The sequence below is a fragment of the Erythrobacter donghaensis genome, from assembly GCF_001557325.1.
Taxonomy (GTDB): domain Bacteria; phylum Pseudomonadota; class Alphaproteobacteria; order Sphingomonadales; family Sphingomonadaceae; genus Erythrobacter; species Erythrobacter donghaensis_B.
Map to the genome: position 1 here is coordinate 13,668 of NZ_LSJS01000065.1, position 16,345 is coordinate 30,012.

Annotated in this window: 17 protein-coding genes; 9 read left to right on the top strand and 8 right to left on the bottom strand. The window is 67.9% G+C overall.

Features of this window, described 5'->3' with window-relative positions; translation table 11 throughout:
• Positions 1 to 107: 107 nt before the first annotated feature.
• From crcB to AX692_RS03050, 6 genes are read left to right on the top strand one after another with little or no spacing between them, the layout of a single operon-like run.
• Complete coding sequence (crcB, locus tag AX692_RS03025; protein ID WP_073973627.1) at positions 108 to 524, top strand: fluoride efflux transporter CrcB; 417 nt, start codon at positions 108 to 110, stop codon at positions 522 to 524.
• Positions 521 to 1,747 (top strand): RluA family pseudouridine synthase, encoded by a 1,227-nt coding sequence (locus AX692_RS03030; RefSeq protein ID WP_073973626.1) that lies wholly within the window; start codon positions 521 to 523, stop codon positions 1,745 to 1,747. Before crcB ends, AX692_RS03030 begins: the two co-directional genes overlap by 4 nt.
• Positions 1,747 to 2,346, top strand: a complete 600-nt coding sequence (locus tag AX692_RS03035) for an FMN-binding negative transcriptional regulator (protein WP_073973625.1) — start codon at positions 1,747 to 1,749, stop codon at positions 2,344 to 2,346. The genes AX692_RS03030 and AX692_RS03035 overlap by 1 nt, the downstream gene beginning before the upstream one ends.
• Positions 2,343 to 3,017 (top strand): HAD-IA family hydrolase, encoded by a 675-nt coding sequence (locus AX692_RS03040; RefSeq protein ID WP_196490109.1) that lies wholly within the window; start codon positions 2,343 to 2,345, stop codon positions 3,015 to 3,017. The genes AX692_RS03035 and AX692_RS03040 overlap by 4 nt, the downstream gene beginning before the upstream one ends.
• Positions 3,014 to 3,253 (top strand): hypothetical protein, encoded by a 240-nt coding sequence (locus AX692_RS03045; RefSeq protein WP_073973624.1) that lies wholly within the window; start codon positions 3,014 to 3,016, stop codon positions 3,251 to 3,253. Before AX692_RS03040 ends, AX692_RS03045 begins: the two co-directional genes overlap by 4 nt.
• Entirely contained in the window at positions 3,250 to 3,954 is a 705-nt protein-coding gene (locus tag AX692_RS03050; RefSeq protein ID WP_196490110.1) for an ATP12 family chaperone protein, read from the top strand. The genes AX692_RS03045 and AX692_RS03050 overlap by 4 nt, the downstream gene beginning before the upstream one ends.
• A gap of 64 nt (positions 3,955 to 4,018) precedes the next feature.
• On the opposite strand, the gene AX692_RS03055 is transcribed toward AX692_RS03050, so the two are convergent.
• Genes AX692_RS03055 through AX692_RS03070 form a run of 4 tightly spaced genes read right to left on the bottom strand, consistent with a single transcriptional unit; the run spans position 4,019 to position 7,559 of the window.
• Entirely contained in the window at positions 4,019 to 4,618 is a 600-nt protein-coding gene (locus AX692_RS03055; protein ID WP_073973623.1) for an ABC-type transport auxiliary lipoprotein family protein, read from the bottom strand.
• A 13-nt stretch (positions 4,619 to 4,631) separates the two neighbouring features.
• Positions 4,632 to 5,582, bottom strand: coding sequence for an MlaD family protein (locus tag AX692_RS03060; RefSeq protein ID WP_073973622.1), 951 nt, complete (start codon positions 5,580 to 5,582; stop codon positions 4,632 to 4,634).
• A gap of 50 nt (positions 5,583 to 5,632) precedes the next feature.
• Entirely contained in the window at positions 5,633 to 6,445 is an 813-nt protein-coding gene (locus tag AX692_RS03065) for an ABC transporter ATP-binding protein (protein ID WP_155645012.1), read from the bottom strand.
• Between the two features lies 1 nt (position 6,446).
• Positions 6,447 to 7,559: an ABC transporter permease gene (locus AX692_RS03070; protein ID WP_073973621.1), complete on the bottom strand. Its 1,113-nt coding sequence runs from the start codon at positions 7,557 to 7,559 to the stop codon at positions 6,447 to 6,449.
• Positions 7,560 to 7,653: 94 nt separating this feature from the next.
• On the opposite strand from AX692_RS03070, the gene AX692_RS03075 reads away from it, so the two are divergent.
• The gene (locus AX692_RS03075) at positions 7,654 to 10,530 is read left to right on the top strand and encodes a valine--tRNA ligase (protein WP_230961028.1); all 2,877 of its coding nucleotides are present in this window, start codon (positions 7,654 to 7,656) and stop codon (positions 10,528 to 10,530) included.
• A 174-nt stretch (positions 10,531 to 10,704) separates the two neighbouring features.
• Here the strand turns inward: AX692_RS03075 and AX692_RS19460 are convergent, their stop codons facing one another.
• Positions 10,705 to 11,361 (bottom strand): imm11 family protein, encoded by a 657-nt coding sequence (locus AX692_RS19460; RefSeq protein WP_155644877.1) that lies wholly within the window; start codon positions 11,359 to 11,361, stop codon positions 10,705 to 10,707.
• A 204-nt stretch (positions 11,362 to 11,565) separates the two neighbouring features.
• Here AX692_RS19460 and AX692_RS19975 point away from each other — a divergent pair, with 204 nt between their 5' ends.
• Together AX692_RS19975 and AX692_RS03080 are read left to right on the top strand one after the other, a co-directional pair.
• On the top strand, positions 11,566 to 11,721 hold the full coding sequence (locus tag AX692_RS19975; protein WP_155644984.1) for a hypothetical protein: 156 nt from the start codon (positions 11,566 to 11,568) through the stop codon (positions 11,719 to 11,721).
• Positions 11,718 to 12,452, top strand: coding sequence for a 7-carboxy-7-deazaguanine synthase QueE (locus tag AX692_RS03080; protein WP_073973237.1), 735 nt, complete (start codon positions 11,718 to 11,720; stop codon positions 12,450 to 12,452). The genes AX692_RS19975 and AX692_RS03080 overlap by 4 nt, the downstream gene beginning before the upstream one ends.
• A 132-nt stretch (positions 12,453 to 12,584) precedes the next feature.
• On the opposite strand, the gene AX692_RS03085 is transcribed toward AX692_RS03080, so the two are convergent.
• The 3 genes from AX692_RS03085 to AX692_RS03095 form a co-directional block, all read right to left on the bottom strand.
• Entirely contained in the window at positions 12,585 to 14,282 is a 1,698-nt protein-coding gene (locus tag AX692_RS03085) for an ATP-binding protein (protein ID WP_073973236.1), read from the bottom strand.
• 118 nt (positions 14,283 to 14,400) lie between these two features.
• A complete protein-coding gene (locus AX692_RS03090; RefSeq protein ID WP_073973235.1) occupies positions 14,401 to 15,165 on the bottom strand; it encodes a TIGR02186 family protein in 765 nt (254 codons plus the stop codon).
• Complete coding sequence (locus tag AX692_RS03095; protein WP_073973234.1) at positions 15,162 to 16,076, bottom strand: sulfite exporter TauE/SafE family protein; 915 nt, start codon at positions 16,074 to 16,076, stop codon at positions 15,162 to 15,164. Before AX692_RS03095 ends, AX692_RS03090 begins: the two co-directional genes overlap by 4 nt.
• Between the last annotated feature and the right edge of the window lie 269 nt (positions 16,077 to 16,345).

Here is a 16,345-nt window from a genome sequence, read left to right on the forward strand (position 1 = left end):
AAACCGCGCCCCCCTAGTCCAACACGGGCAAAATGGCAAGCCGTCAGAGTGCATTCGTGGCCCACGCCCGCCTAGCCACGGCGCGCGCGCCTCGCTATGGCCGCGCGATGGACGGTGTGATCTCTCCCCTGAAGGCCAGCCTTTACGTCGCCGCGGGCGGCGCTGCGGGCTCGGTGCTGCGCTATCATGCGGGCCGCTGGGTCGGCGCGCTGGCGGGCGAGGGGAGCGCCTTCCCGTGGGGCACGCTCGCGGTCAACATCGCCGGCAGCCTGCTGATGGGCGCGCTGGTCGGCTGGTTCGCCCGAGCGACGCCCGGCGTGGGTGCCGCCGAGACCGCGCGGCTGCTGCTCGGCGTCGGGCTGCTCGGCGGCTTCACCACCTTCAGCGCCTTTTCCGCCGAGCTCGTCACCATGCTCCACCGCGGGCAGGCGTGGCTCGCGGCCGGATATGCCGCCGCCTCGCTGATCGCGGGGCTCGCGGCGGTGGTCATCGGCCTTGTCGCCGTGCAGGGAGCCCCGCGATGACCCTTCGACAGGCTCAGGGCGATCGGGATGAGGTCCGCCAGTTCACCGTCGCCGAGGATGACGACGGCATCCGGCTCGACCGCTGGTTCAAGCGCAACCTGCCGCAGGTGGGCTTTGCCACGGTCTCGCGATGGGCGCGCACCGGGCAGATCCGGGTCGACGGCAAGCGCGCCAAGCCCGAGGATCGCCTTGCCGCAGGCCAGGTGCTGCGCGTGCCGCCGGGCGGCGAGGACACGGCCCGGGAACCCGCCAAGCCGCGTGCGCGCCCGCTCAGCCCCGAGCAGATCGCCGAGGCCCGCGACATGGTGATCCGCGAGACGCCGACCGCGATCGTCCTCAACAAGCCCCCCGGCCTTGCCACGCAGGGCGGGAGCAAGACCACCAAGCATGTCGACGGGCTGCTGGACGCCTTCGTGGAAGGCAACGCGCCCCGCCCGCGGCTTGTCCACCGGCTCGACAAGGACACCTCCGGCGTCCTGCTGATCGCCCGCACCCCGGGGAGCGCGGCGAGCTTCTCCAAGCGCTTTGCGAGCCGCTCTGCGCGAAAAGTCTACTGGGCGCTGGTGGTCGGCAATCCGCAGCTCTCCGAGGGCGTGATCGATGCCCCGCTCGCCAAGCAGCCGGGCACCGGCGGCGAGAAGATGCATATCGACGAGGAGAACGGCGCGGCGGCCAAGACCCGCTACCGCGTGGTCGACCGCGCCGGGCAGCGCACGGCGTGGGTCGAACTGGAGCCGCTGACGGGGCGCACCCATCAGCTGCGCGTCCACATGGCCGCGATCGGCCACCCGATCGTGGGCGACGGCAAGTACGGCGGGCAGGACGCCTTCCTCACCGGCGCGGTGAGCCGCAAGATGCACCTGCACGCCCGCCGACTGATCATCTCCGAGCCCAAGGCGGGTGCCAAGGAAGATGGTGGCACCGGCGGGAAGCTGGATGTGACAGCCGAACTCCCCCCGCACTTCGCCGCGAGCATGGAGGTGCTGGGCTTCGACCCGGCGATGTCCGACGCCTCTCCCTTGCGCGAAGAGGTGCCCGAGAAGACCGCCGAGGAGAAGAAGCAGGCCGCCCGCCGCCACTTCAAGCAGGCTCGCAAGGAAGAGCGCGCCCCCCGCCGCGCGCGCGGTGCGGCAAAGGCGCAGGGCAAGCCCAAGGCGAAGGCAAAGGGCAAGCCCAAGCCCGCAGCCAAGCCCAAGGGAGCAGGCCGCAAGCCGACCCGCTGATGCACCCCAACCCGCTCTACCGCACCGACGACCGCGCCCTGTGCGAAAGCCTGATCGACGAGATCGGCTTCGGCATGGTCTTCGCCCAGTCGCCCGACGGGCCAAGGGTGGCTCACACGCCGCTGCTCTCGACCGGTGATGGCGCAATCCAGTTCCACCTCGCCCGCGGCAATGCCCTGATGCGGCATCTTGACGGGATGACGGCGCTGATCGTGGTCAACGGCCCCGACGCCTATGTCTCCCCCCGCTGGTACGACAACCGCGACACGGTGCCGACATGGGATTACGTCGCGCTCGAACTTGAAGGCCGGGTGCGCAGGATGGACGACGCGGGGCTCGAGGCCTTCCTGCACGCCGCGATCCTCAAGCACGAGGGGCGGCTGGACGGCACGCCGTGGCGCGCGGAGGAATCCTCCGAGAAGGTCTGGACTGGGCTGTTCCGCGGCATCACCGGCTTCGAGCTCGAGGTGCAGGCCTGGCGGCCGACCTTGAAGCTGTCGCAGAACAAGACGGCGCAGGAGCGCGCCCGCATCGCGCTCGGGCTCGAGACTGCGGGCCACGCCGCCCTCGCCCACCTCGTGCGCGAGCTGCCGGAATGACCCGCCCCCCCGTGCGCCTGGCCGTGTTCGATTGCGACGGCACGCTGGTCGACGGGCAGGCGGATGTCTGCTGGGCGATGGCGCGCGCCTTTGCCCGGGCGGGGCTCGAAGCCCCCGACGATCACGCCGTGCGCCGCATCGTCGGCCTCAGCCTGCCTGCCGCGGTGCGCGCCCTCGCCCCGGCGCTCACCGACGAGGAGAACCGCGCGGTCACCGAGTTCTACCGCTCCAGCTTCCGCGCGCGCCGAGAGGAAGGGCTGCTCGACGAGCCGCTCTATCAGGGCATCGCCGAGCTGCTGCGCGCGCTGCACGGCGCGGGCTGGCAGCTCGCCGTCGCCACCGGCAAGTCCGACCGGGGCCTTGCCGCCTGCCTCGCCACCCACGGCATCGCCGACCTCTTCACCTCGCTCCAGACCGCCGACCGCCACCCCTCCAAGCCGCACCCGGCGATGCTCGAGGCCGCGCTGTTCGAGGCGGGGGCGCAGCCATCCGAGGCGGTGATGATCGGCGACACCAGCTTCGACATGCTGATGGCGCGCTCGATCGGGGTCGCCGCGATCGGCGTCGGCTGGGGCTACCACGGCGCAGCCGAACTGCTGGCGAGCGGCGCGGCCCGGGTGGTCGAGACCGCCACCGATCTCGCCGCCGCGCTCGAGGAGGCGCTGCCATGACCCCGTCCCCCCGCGAGACCGCCGAGGCCCGCGCCCGCACCGGCTTCATCATCATCACCGCCGCGCGCTTCGGCGGGGTGGCGATGGTGCTGCTCGGCTTCGCCATCGTGCGCGGGATCATCGACCTGCCCTATGCCGTGGGCGCGGTGCTCGCCGTGGCGGGCTTCTTCGAGATCTTCTTCCTCCCCCGCTTCATCGCCCGCCGCTTCCGGGACGAGGGCCCGCGCCAGCCATGATCCGCCGCTTCTACACCGACGTCACCCTGGCCGAGCAGCCGGGGGGCTGGCAGGTCATGCTCGACACGCGCGGGGTGAAGACCGTCGGCGGCGTGCCGCAGCTGCTGCCCACCCGCCCGCTCGCAGAGGCGCTGGCGGCCGAGTGGCGGCAGCAGGGCGAACAGATCGACCCGGCCAGCCTGCCCCTGCGCGACATGGCCGACTACGCGATCGACCTCGTCGCCCTCTCCCCCGGGGGCGTAGCCGAGGGCCTCCTCGCCTACGCCGAAACCGACACGCTGTGCTACCGCGCCGACCCCGACGAGCCGCTCCACGCGCGCCAGATCGAGGTGTGGGAGCCGCTGCTCGCCGGGTTCGAGGCAGCGCACGGCATCACCCTCACGCGGGTGAGCGGCATCCTCCACCGCCCGCAACCGCCGGCATCCCTCGCGGTGCTGCGCGCCCGGCTGCTCGCGCTCGATCCCTTCCAGCTGGCAGGCGTCGAGGCGATGACCAAGCTTGCCGCCTCGCTCACCATCGGCCTTGCCGCGCTTGACGCGCGCCACGAGGACGAGCCGCGCGCGCTGTGGCAGGCGGCGTGTCTCGAGGAGGAATGGCAGGCCGAGCTGTGGGGCCGCGACGAGGAGGCCGAGGAGCGCCGCACACGCCGCGAGGCCGACTTCCTGCGTGCCGCCGCCTTCGCCAGGCTGGCGCGGGCGTAGGCCAGCGAGAATCGGGGTCGCCTTCGCCCCTCCCCAAGGGGAGGGGAAACCCAGGTGCCAGAGGCTACCCCGCCGACACCCACTCCGCCACTTCGGCCGCGACCCGGTTCGCCGCCGCATTGAGCGCCGCTCCGACCGCGCGCGGGTCGGGGGTCACGCCGGGTTCGCGCGCCTCGAAGCGGCGGGTGGCGACCGCGCCGTCCTTGCCCGTGCGCACCGCATCGAAGCGCACCACCGCCTCCGAGGTCGAAGCGTCGAACCCCATGTCGATCAGCGTGCCCTGAAGGGTCACCGAAGGCATCGATGCGATGTCGTTGCCGTCGACCACCATGGCCTGTCCCCGCGCCCGGATCGTCTCGCCCACCAGCTGGCGGAACAGGCGCGCGGGCTTCTCGACCCAGAAGGCCTCCTGCAGATAGGCCAGCTCGGTATCGCTCACCGCCACGGGAACACGCAGCACGTCGAGCTTGGCGGGGGTATCGAAGGGCATCACCGCGATCACCGGGCGGCTCGCATCGCCCGCGACCCCCGGCCCGGCCGGCGCGCGGGCAGCGGGGCTCAGGGTCAGGAGGCTCTCGGGCGGCTCGCCGCCGAGGCTGATGCAGCCCGTCAAGGCCAGCGCGAGCGGGAGAGCCAGAAGGACAGGCCGGAGGCGGATGGTCATGCGGTCTTTCCTCTTACTCGGGCTTGTAGTCGGGCAGCGACTTGCCGCCCACCAGCGCGCCCGCGCCTTCGCTTTCGAGCTTCTCGGTGATGGCGCGCAAGGAGCGGCTGGTGGCGCGCAGATCCTGCAAGGTCGCCTCGGCATTGGGCAGCGTGCCCGTGCGCAGCTGGCGGATCGCCGGGCGCGTGTCCTCGAGCGTCGCCGAGAGGCTCGCGAGCGTCGCATTGGCGCTCTTGAGCGTCGCGCGCAGTTCCTGCGCCAGCGGCTCGCCTTCCTTGCCGACGAGGCCGTTGGTGTTGTCGGCGAGCCGTTCGACCGCGTTCAGCGTCTCGTTGAACTCGCGCATCGTCACCTGGAAATCCTTGAGGTTCTGGGTGAGCTCGGGCGTCGCATCGGCGAGGCCCGCGGTCAGGCGGTTCGAATTCCTGAGGATGCCCGCCAGCTCCTTCTGGTTCTCGGGCCCGAGGATCAGGTTGAGCTGTTCGGTCAGCGTCGCGAGGCGTTCAAGCAGCAGCGGCGCGTTGGCGACGATCTCGCCGAAGCCGCCGCGCCCCGGGGGGATCACCGGGCGGCCTTCGGGGCAGGCGGTGGTCTCGCAGGTGATCGGCGGATTGTCCTTGCGCGCGCCGTCGAGCAGGATCGTCGAGACCCCGGTGAAGCTCGCCTGGATGGTCGCCTGGGTGCCCACCAGAATGGGCACGTCGTCCTTCACCTTGACCCGCACGCGCACGAATTCGGGGTTGTCCTTGGCCAGCGCGATCTCGGTCACCTGGCCCACCGGCACGCCCGCGAAGGTCACCTGGCTGCCCTGCGCAAGGCCAGATACCGACTGGTTGTAGAAGATGTCGTATTCGTCCTGCGCGCCTTCATTGAGACGCGCGATCCAGACGATGAAAGCCGCCAGCGCCGCCAGCAGCACCAGCGTCACCGCACCGACCCACAGATGATTGGCTCTGGTCTCCATGCGCGCTCCCTATGCGGCCCTGCGGGCGGGCTTGTCCAATATTCTCTCGTTCATGCCTGTTCGTCCCGAAGGTGAGTGGCATGGGCACTGCGGCCGCGCGGGCCGTTGAAATATTCCTCGATCCACGGGTGCTTGGTCGCGATCAGTTCGGGGATCGTGCCGACCGCGATGATCTTCTTCTCGGCGATCACCGCCACGCGGTCGCAGATCTCGTAAAGCGTATCGAGATCATGGGTTATCAGAAACACGGTGAGGCCCATGGTTTCCTTCAACTCGCGCGTCAGCCGGTCGAACTTGGCCGCGCCGATCGGATCGAGCCCGGCGGTGGGTTCGTCGAGGAACAGCAGCTCGGGATCCAATGCGAGCGCGCGGGCGAGGCCGGCGCGCTTCTTCATCCCGCCCGACAGCTCGGAAGGGAACTTCTGCACCGCGCTTTCGGGCAGGCCGGTCAGCATCACCTTGTAGCGCGCGATCTCGGCACGGAATTCGGGATCGAGCTCGGGGTAGTATTTCTTGATCGGCACCTCGACATTCTCGCCCACGGTGAGCGTCGAGAACAGCGCCCCGCCCTGGAACAGGATGCCCCAGCGCCGCCGCACGCCGATGCCCTGTTCGAGATCGCTTTCGGTGATGCAGCGCCCGAGCACGTCGATCCGTCCGGCGCTGGGACGCTGGAGCCCGATGATCGAGCGCATCAGCACGCTCTTGCCCGTCCCCGACCCGCCGACCACGCCGAGGATCTCGCCGCGCCGCACCGTGAGATCGAGCCCGTCGTGGACGTTGAAATCGCCGAAGGAGTTGACGAGGCCCTCGATCCTGATGACCGGTTCGTCGTCCGAGGGGTGCTTGGTCATGCGCATCATGTCAGCCCCACCCGATCTCGGTGAAGAACACCGCGAAGAAGGCGTCGAGCACGATCACCGCGAAGATCGCCGAGACCACCGCCATGGTGGTCCGCCGGCCGACTTCCTCGGAATTCCCGTGAACCTGCATCCCGTGATAGCAGCCGGCGAGCGCGACGATCAGGCCGAACACGGGGGCCTTGATGAGGCCGACCCACAGGTCGTGCACCGGCACCACTTCCTGGATGCGCAAGAGGAAGGTGAAGAACGGGATACCGAGCGCGAACTGGCCGACGACCGCCCCGCCGATGATCGCCAACAGCGCGGCGAAGAAGCCCAGCAGGATCATCATGAAGGTCGCGGCCAGAATGCGCGGGATCACCAGCACCTCGACCGGCGAGATGCCGATGGTGCGCATCGCGTCGATCTCCTCGGTGAGCTTCATCGTGCCGAGCTGCGCGGCAAAGGCGCTGCCCGAGCGGCCCGCGACCATGATCGCGGTCATCAGCACGCCCAACTCGCGCAAGGTGATGCGCCCGACGAGGTTGACCGTCAGCGCCTCGGCCCCGAACTGCTGGAGCTGGACCGAGCCCTGCTGGGCGATGACGATGCCGATGAGGAAGCTCATGAGGCCGATGATCGGCAGCGCGGTGACGCCGACCAGCTCCATCTGGTGGACCAGCGCCTTGAACGGGAAGCGGCGCGGGCGGCGCACGAGGTTGCCGACGGCGATCAGGATCTGCCCGAAGAAGGCGACCACGCCGTAGACCCCGTAGCGCGCGCCGAACACCCTCTCGCCCACCGCGAGCGGCACGCGTTCCCACACCGGCAGGCGGTGCGGGTGGGTGTCGCCGCTCGCGTCGATATCGCGCATTGCGGCGAGCAGGCGCTCGGCCTCGGGGCTGGCGCCGGTGATGTCGCTCTCGTGCTCGCGCGCGAAGCGGCACACGACCCAGGCGCCGACGGTGTCGATCTCCTCGACCCCGGCCAGATCGACCGTCGCGACAGGCCCGGACACGGTTCTCAGCGCGCGTTCGAGCGGGTCGATCGCGGCGAGGACCAGCTGCCCCGACAGCACCAGCCGGGGACCGCCGTCGCCCGCATCCTCCAGCAAATGTTGCGCGGCACTCTGCATTGTGCGGGGGTATGGGGGGAATTTTCCGGCCCCGCAAGGCTCTCGCAAGACACCCATCGCGGTTCCAACATTGCATCGCAACATGGGTGCTGGCATGGCGCGGGGCATCATGGCCGAAACTTCGAACCCGACATTGCCCACCACCTTCGACCCCGCCGCCATCGAGGCGCGCTGGTATTCCCACTGGGAGACGAACGGCCTGTTCCGGCCCGAGCGGCCTGACGCGGAAGCCTTCACCATCGTCAACCCGCCACCGAACGTCACCGGCTCGCTGCACATCGGCCACGCGCTCGACAACACGCTGCAGGACGTGGTGGTCCGCTACGAGCGCCTGCGCGGCAAGGACGCCTTGTGGGTGGTCGGCACCGATCACGCCGGGATCGCGACGCAGATGGTGGTCGAGCGCCAGATGGAGGCGCGGCAGGACAAGCGCACCAATTACTCGCGCGAGGATTTCGTCGCGAAGGTGTGGGAGTGGAAGGCGGAGTCCGGCGGCACCATCACCCACCAGCTACGGCGCCTCGGCTGCTCGATGGACTGGAGCCGCGAGCAATTCACGATGGACCCGCACTTCACCAAGGCGGTGATCAAGACCTTCGTCGATCTCTACAACGACGGCCTCATCTACCGCGACAAGCGGCTGGTGAACTGGGACCCGAAGCTCAAGACCGCGATCAGCGATCTGGAGGTCGAGACGCAGACGATTGCGGGGAGCTTCTGGCACTTCAAATATCCGCTGGCTGATGGCGTCACCCTGCCCGACGGGCGCGACTATCTCGAAGTCGCCACCACCCGTCCCGAGACGATGCTCGCCGACATGGCGGTGGCGGTGAACCCGGCGGATGAACGCTATGCCAGCGTCGTCGGCAAGTTCGTGGTGCTGCCGCTGACCGGCCGCCGCATCCCGGTGATCGCCGACGAGCACGCTGACCCCGAGCTGGGGAGCGGCTGCGTCAAGATCACGCCCGGCCATGATTTCAACGACTTCGAAGTCGGCAAGCGCGCCGGCTTTGCCCCGGCCGAGATGCTCAACATGCTCGATGCCGAGGCGAACGTGTGCCAGACGGCGGACGGGCTGGTGCCGGCGGAATTCCTCGGCCTCCACCGCTTCCGCCGCGACGGCGTGGAGGGCGCGCGCGAGCTGGTCGTCGCGCGGATGAAGGAGCAGGGTTACCTCATCCCCCACAGCACCAAGACCAAGGATGGCGAAGAGGTCGAACACGACGCCGAACCGCGTCAGATCGCGACCCCCTTCGGCGACCGCGGCGGTGTGGTGATCGAGCCCTGGCTGACCGACCAGTGGTACGTGAACGCCGCGGAGCTGGCCAAGAAGCCGATCGCAGCGGTGCGCTCGGGCGAGATCCAGATCGTGCCCAGGACCTGGGAGAAGACCTTCTTCAACTGGATGGAGAACATCCAGCCGTGGTGCGTCTCGCGCCAGCTATGGTGGGGCCACCGCATCCCGGCGTGGTTCGCCGACGACGGCCGCTGCTTCGTCGCCGAGGACGAGGCCGCCGCACAGGCCCTCGCCGGTGAAGGCGTGGCGCTGACGCAGGACGAGGACGTCCTCGACACGTGGTTCTCATCCGCCCTGTGGCCCTTCGCCACGCTCGGCTGGCCGGAGGGCGATGCGCCGCTCCTGCAAAAGCACTTCCCGAACAGCCTCCTCATCTCGGGGTTCGACATCCTGTTCTTCTGGGATGCGCGGATGATGATGATGGGCTTTTACAACATGGGCCAGAAGCCCTGGGACAGGCTCTACCTCCACGGCCTCGTGCGCGCCGCCGACGGCGCGAAGATGTCGAAGTCCAAGGGCAATGTGGTCGATCCGCTGGGCCTCATCGACCAGTACGGCGCGGACGCCTTGCGGTTCTTCATGGCGGCGATGGAAAGCCAGGGCCGCGACATCAAGATGGACGAGAAGCGGGTCGAGGGTTACCGCAACTTCGCCACCAAGCTGTGGAACGCGGCGCGCTTCTGCCAGTCGAACGGGATCGGCGCCTCGGACACGATCAAGGCCCCGCCCGCCCGCCTCGCCGCCAACCAGTGGATCATCGGCGAGGTCGCAGCCTGCGTCTCCGAGATCGAAAAGGCGATGGCTGACCTGCGCTTCGACGCAGCGGCCAACGCGATCTACCAGTTCACGTGGTCGAAGTTCTGCGACTGGTATCTGGAATTGGTGAAGCCGGTGCTGGCACAGAAGCCCTCTCCCCTTGCGGGAGAGGGAGGAGCGCCGCAAGGCGCGGAGGGAGAGGGGTCGGCAGCGCAAGCTGCCGCTGACGCGGCAGACCCCTCCCCCAACCCCCTCCCACAAGGGGAGGGGGCGTTTTCACCCGCCGTGGAGACCCGCGCGGTCGCCGGCTGGGCGCTCGACCAGATCCTCGTCATGCTCCACCCCTTCATGCCCTTCATCACCGAAGAGCTGTGGCACAAGCTGGGCGCGCGCCCCTACGAGCTGATCGTCGCGCAGTGGCCCAAGCCCGAGGCCGAAGTGAGCAAGGAGGCGACCGACGCGATCGACTGGGTGATCGACCTCACCACCAACACACGCTCGGCGAAAAACGAGCTCGGCATCGCCCCCGGCGCCAAGCTGGCCGCGTGGCTGGCGAGCCCCTCGGACGTCGCGGCGCGCACCATCGAGCGCTCCAGCGCCGCGATCGAACGCCTTGCCCGCCTCACCCCGGTGACCATCGGCGAGGCCCCCGCAGGCCCTGCCATGCAGGTGACCGCGGGCGAGGATGTCTTCGTCATCCCGCTCGAAGGGATCGTCGACATCGCGGCCGAGAAGGCCCGGCTTGAAAAGGCGCTGGCGACCTCGCAGAAGGAAGCCAAGAGCCTCGAAGGGCGGCTGTCCAATCCCGCCTTCGCCGAGAAGGCCAAGCCCGAAGCGGTCGAGAAGGCCCGCGCCGATCTCGCGCATCATAGCGGCGAGGTCGAGCGGCTGACGGCGGCGCTGGCGCGGTTGGGGTAGGTCTACGCGCGACCCGCGCAGTTGCCCGGCCCGAGGTCCGCTTTCAGGACTGGCCGGGCGGGAGCGCTATGACCGAACGTGGGTGGATAGCGGAAGGGCGAATAAGGATGTTCATCTAGAAGCGTGCGGGTGACGTTGACGTCAACGCCATGAAGACCCTGAAAGGCGCACGCTTCATCTTGCCACCCTTCTTTCGGCGAAAGCAACGCCGGTTACGCGTGCATCTTTCAGGGAATTTGCTAAATTTTCTGAAACCAACGGCAACTCTTGAATTATGTGCTTGTCAAACCACAAATGGTGGTTTCCAATTCGGTTAAGATCGAAGAAAAGCATGCTTTGAGTACCCGAGTCCACGTGACTAGGCCACTGATCTCTTGGTGAATCACGAGCTGGCAACCACATCTTTCCGTCCACAAGTACTAGGGTGGTCCTTTCCCTATCGACAGTATCGAGTCGGTTGCATACAAACATGAACCATAAATCAGCGACGTGCTTTTTTCGCGGACCGACAAGTTCGAATGGTATGAATTGATGCACATTGGGTTCAAGGGCCTCTACAACATCCTTGAATTTGTCGGTTACATGGAACAGACCGTATGATCGCCCATAATCGGGAATCACCCCATCACGCTCCAGTCTCATCTGCTTAGGAACATAATCGGTCTTGACTCGTCGACCACTAACCAGTGCACGTCCATGACTCACGCGCATACCGTCATCTGGCGTCGGATCTTCAACTTCGATTAATTGTTCGTTGTCGCCCTTCATCAGCACAATGCTGCAAGTCTTTTTGCCATCGACTTTGGGCTCGTTGATCAAGGCGAAGACCATGAAGTCAGCTCCATAATGCCTGTGGCGGCGACCAAGGGTTCGCATTGTCTGTATCGCTTCGCTAGCCACAGCAACACCGAACGACCGCAATGGGGTCGCTTTCAGAATGTCCGGTTTTGTCGGAGATTGGGCGAAAGCTGCCGCTCGCTCGGCGCTGGTGCGGGGGAATTTTCCTACCGGCGGAAATCGTGGCATAGGCCGGGCATGATTGCCGTACTCGATGCCGTTCTTGCCCCCGCCCCCCATGTCCGTCCGCCTGTGCGTTCGGATGAGTTTTCTCGTATTCGCAATGACATGGTCATATTCCGCAAGGCGGACAGGGTGTCCGCTTTGTCCGCCTTTGCGGCGTTTTCGGCATGAACCTCACCCTCGCCACCGACGACACCGGCGGGCCGGAGATCTTCGCCTCGCTTCAGGGCGAAGGGCCGAGCATGGGAATGCCGGTTGCCTTCGTGCGCCTCTCCCGCTGCAACCTCGCCTGCACATGGTGCGACACGGCCTACACCTGGCGGTTCGAGGGCGACAACCGGCCCCACCGCGACGGGGTCGCCTATGACCGCAAGGCCAATCAGGTGACGCTCTCGCCCGGCGAAACGGCGGAGCGGATCGCGATGCTGGGGCAGAAGCGCCTCGTCATCACCGGGGGGGAGCCGCTGTTGCAGGCGGGCGCGCTGGCAGAAATGCTGGGGCACCTCCCCGACATCGGCGTCGAGATCGAGACCAACGGCACCGTCGCCCCGCCCGCGCGGCTCGATGTGCGGGTCGACCAGTACAATGTCAGCCCCAAGCTGGCGCATAGCGGCAACCCCGCCGACCTCGCATTGCTGCCAGAACGGCTCGACGCCTGGGCGGCCGAGCCGCGCGCCTTCCTCAAGTTCGTGATCGCGTCGCCCGCAGATGTGGACGAAGTGCTCGCGCTCCAGCAGCGCTACCGCTTCCGTCCCGGACAGGTGTTCCTGATGGCCGAGGGCACCGACAGCGCCACCCTGCGCGCGCGGCAGGCGTGGCTTTCGGAGCTGTGCCTCAGGCACGGCTTCCGGATGAGCGAACGGATGCATATCCACCTCTACGGGGATACCAGAGGAACGTGACAAGACAGGAGACGACAATCGGTCGCGAAGCGGCCGCGAGCGCACGCGCGCGAGCCGCAGGCGCTCAAGCCTGCAAGGCTTGAAACAGCGCCGAGGACCTGCCCGCGGAGGCGGACAGGCACACAAGAACAATCAACCCTGGCTCCTCCAGCGCATCACCACGCGCTCGACCAGTTCTTCCTCGCCGCCGTCGCGGTTCCACAGCTCGACGAAGCTCGGGTCTTCGGAGGCCGGGCGCTTGTGTTCCTCGAGAGCATCGAAGGTCACGCGGATCGGGATCGCGACGCCCTCGCCGCAGATGATGCATTCGCGGTTGCGCAGCGCCGGGATCGAATCGAGGAAGCCGCGCGCGCCTTCGGGCATGGCGGCCTTGACGAAGGCCTGGTCGCGGTCATTGTTCAAACGCATCGAGATGATCGTGCCGCACTGCGACAGCACGCCTTCGGCAAGGTCGGAGGGGCGCTGGGTGATGAGGCCGAGGCTGATCCCGTACTTGCGCCCTTCCTTGGCGATGCGACTGAGGATCTTGCCCACCGAGGAACCATCGGCGTTCTTCTCGTTGGGGACATAGCGGTGCGCTTCCTCGCACACCAGCAGCACCGGGCGGGTCTTCTCGTCGCGGCCCCAGATGGCGAAATCGAACACGAGGCGGCTCAGCACCGCCACCACGGTCGAGGTGATGTCCGAAGGCACGCCCGAGACGTCGATGATCGAGATCGGCTTGCCGCCGCCGGGCATGCGGAAGACCTTGCTGATGAAGTCGACCATCGTGTCGCCCACCAGCATGCCGGAGAACATGAACTGGTAGCGCGGATCGGCCTTCAGCTCGTCGAGCTTCTGCTTGATGCGCATGTAGGGCGCGGTCGAGGTCGCCTTGTCGAGGCGGCCCATCTCGTCCTGGAGGATGTTGCCGAAGTCGCTGAGCAGGTAGGGGATCGGCGAATCCACCGTGATCTTGCCCATCACCTGCGCCAGCCGGTTCTTGGTGCGCGCGGCGAGCAGAACCTTGGCGAGAATGTCCTGATCGGTCTGCCGCTCGTTGCCGCTCGAGCTCAGCAGCACCTCGCAATGCTCCTCGAAGTTCATCAGCCAATAGGGCATCTGGAGGTTGGAGACGTCGAGGATCTGCCCGGTGGTGCGGAACGCGGCGGAATATTCGCCGTGCGGGTCGATCATCACGATGTGACCCTTGGGCGCGGCCTCGCAGATGCGGTGCAGGATCAGCGCGGCGCTGGTCGACTTGCCGGTGCCGGTCGAGCCGAGCAGCGCGAAGTGCTTGCCGAGCATCGCGTCGATATAGAGCCCGGCGCGGATGTCCCTGGTCGGGAACACCTTGCCGATGGTGATCGCCGCCCGCCCGTCGCTGGCGTAGATCTGTTCGAGATCCTTGGTGGTGGAGGGATAGATCATCGCGCCCGGGATCGGGTAGCGGGTGACGCCGCGCTTGAAGCCGTGGATGCGCCCCGTGAGCTTCTCCTCGCCGCCTTCGCCGAGGAAGTCGATATGGGCGATGATCCCGCCATCGGTGCGCCGGTCCTTGCGCTGGTCGCGCACGTTGGCGAGCAGCCAGGCATCGCCGACGCGGATCTTGATCTGGCTGCCGACCTGACCGGCCATCCGCACCGAGGGGTCGTCATCCTCCATGCATTCGTTGATGCGCTGGAGGTCGAGCGCGATCTGCGAGCCCGAGCCCGAGATTTCCAGCACCACGCCGATCGGCAGGCGCGCATTGTCGTGCCCGCCGCGCGCATAGGCGGCCGCGACGTCCTCGGCGCCGGTGGGATTGGGCCCGGTGAAGCGTTCGAAATCCTGCGTCGCGTGATCCGTCATCGGCGCTTTCCCCTGGGACATGCTGCAAAGTCCCGCAGGCGATAGCGGCATCGAAGTTAAGATGGCGTCAACAATGGCCCATCCCGAGTTGCCCGGCGCGGGGCGGACGCGGGGCGCGTCAGCTGCGCGCGAACAGCCGCCCGGCGAACCAGCCCATCGCCAGCGACAGCGCGATCGCGCCCAGCCCGTAGAGGAACGACCAGCGCTGCGCGGCGGTTACCACCTGCCCTTCGAGCCCGGCCTTGACCACCTCGATCCGCGCGGTCGCGCTCGCCACCACCCGCCCGCGGCTGATGGCGAAGGTCTCGGCGGTGTAGGGGCCGGTGGTGACGGTGGAGGGCAGGTCGATGCGCGCCTGGTAGAGCACCTTCTCGGCGATGCTCACCCCGCCCGGGTTCTCCTGGTAGAGGCCTTGTCTGCGCCGCAGCTCGACCAGCCCGCTGGCAAAGCGCGCCTGCTCCTCGGGATCGATCTGGCCCGAGGGAGAAAGCTGGATGAACTGCGTGCCGAGCTCGTAGATCGCGGCGGTGCGCTCGTCGACGATCCTGTCGATCGGTCGCGAGGAGGCGACCGCGAAGAACGAGGGGACCGAGCGGAAATCGGAGGAGCCGGCATTGGCCCAGATGCCGAGGATGCGCTCCTTCTCGCGGATGCGCACCGGCGCGGTCGGGCCCTTGAGGACGACGACGATGTCATATTCGCCCGCGCGCCCGCCGCCTTGCGGATCGACCACCGCGCCGTAGAGCAGCAGCCGCGCGCCGGTGAAGCCCTGCCGCACCTCGATCAGCGACTGGCTGACCGCGGGCACCAGCACCGGCTCGCGTTGTGCCGTCAGCGCGCCCCAGGCGGCGGCCAGCAGGACAAGCCGCCCCGCCCGCCTCAAAGCGGCACCACGGTGTAGATCTCGTCGGGCTGGACGCCGAGGCCGTAGAGCATCCTGAGGGCGATCAGCAGCACCAGCGTGGCGAGCGCGAGGCGCAGCAGCTCGGGCCGGGCCTTCAAGGCGATCTGCGTCCCGAACTGCGCCCCAAGCACCGATCCCAGCAGCAGCAGCGCGGCGAGCACGAGGTCGACCGCCTTGGTGGTGAGCGCGTGGGTCATGGTGGTGACCATCGTCACGAACAGGATCTGGAACAGCGAGGTGCCGACCACGACATTGCCGCTCATCCCGAGGATGTAGAGCATCGCGGGCACCAGCAGGAAGCCCCCGCCCACGCCCATCAGCATGGTCAGGATGCCGACCAGCATCCCCAGGATCAGCGGCGCGAGCGGGGAGATGTAGAGGCCCGAGGCGTAGAAGCGCCAGCGGTAGGGCAGCGACGCGACCAGCGGGTGGTGGCGGCGCTTCCTCACCTGCGGGCCCGTGCCGAAGGTGCCCGGGCGCAGCGCGCTCACCGCCTCGCGCATCATCAGCGTTCCGATCGAGCCGAGCATCAGCACGTAGAGGATGTTGATCACGACATCGATCTGGCCCAATGCCTGCAAGGCGCTGAACAGCCCCGCGCCGACCAGCGCGCCGACCATCCCGCCCACCACCAGCACGGCGCCCATGCGGTAGTCGACGCCCTTGCGGCGCGAATGCGCGAGCACGCCCGACACGCTCGCGCCGGTCACCTGCGTGGCGGCCGAGGCGGCGGCGACCGTGGGGGGGATGCCGTAGAAGATCAGCAGCGGTGTCGTCAGGAACCCGCCGCCGACCCCGAACAGGCCCGAGAGGATCCCCGTCAGCCCGCCGAGGAGGACGATGTAGAGCCCGTTGACCGAGAGATTCGCGATGGGCAGGTAGACGTCCATGCGCGGCAGGCTAGCCGAGGCGGCGGGGGGTTGGAAGGCGATAGGAGCGCGTATCCTCGGTGTTTTTGCGGGGCGGCCGATTGTCCCTCCCCGTTCGGAACGAATGGGGAGGTGGGCGAGGCCGTCAGGCCTCGGTCGGAGGGGTCGGGCGGCGGGAAAGAACCCCTCCGTCACGTGCCTCCCGGCGCGCGCCACCTCCCCATCCCTGCGGGACGGGGAGGGACTCGCGATCAAAACCCCGCCGAGACCGTCACCGCCACGCCCGATCC